At 68.9% G+C, this 511-nt stretch carries 1 pseudogene; it reads left to right on the forward strand.

The annotated features are described in order from the left end of the window. Positions 1-105: 105 nt before the first annotated feature. Positions 106-511: pseudogene (locus KVT32_RS28570) on the forward strand (NADPH-dependent FMN reductase); the annotation flags it as partial.

Consider the following 511-nt stretch of genomic DNA (forward strand, 5'->3'; position numbering starts at 1 on the left):
AGCGCTGCGAGCGCCGCCCGCTTTTTTTATTGCCTCGACCGTGCGCCAACGTACATCCGCCCAGCCCGGCCGCGCCGATAATCGCTTCATGAAAAAGGAGGCGGCATGACAACGGTGCGCAAGGGCCAGGCACCCGCAAGGCTGGAGCGGGAAGAATTCCATCGCAAGTTCATCGACCAGTTCTTCGACCCGGCTTTCGCGGCGGTGGCGGACGAACTGGCGGCGGTCGAGGAAGTGGCCTGGCAGGCCTACCACGACAAGCGCAAGGCGCCGCGCACCGTGAAGGCCGGCCCCGGCTTCGCCGATCCCGACTACGACCTGTCGATCGAGTGGAAGGAAGCGCACGAGCGCCTGCTGGCCGCCGAGGCGCGCCAGAAGGACCCCGCCACGCCGAGCCGCATCCTCCTGGTCAACGGCGCCGCGCGCAACGACGGCAGCTGCCCCGGCGAGATCTCGAAGACCTGGCGCCTGACCCAGCTCGCGCGCGACGTCCTGGCCAGCCAGGGCGTCG

The organism is Achromobacter sp. GbtcB20, assembly GCF_019091095.1.
In the GTDB taxonomy this organism is placed as follows: domain Bacteria; phylum Pseudomonadota; class Gammaproteobacteria; order Burkholderiales; family Burkholderiaceae_B; genus Achromobacter; species Achromobacter mucicolens.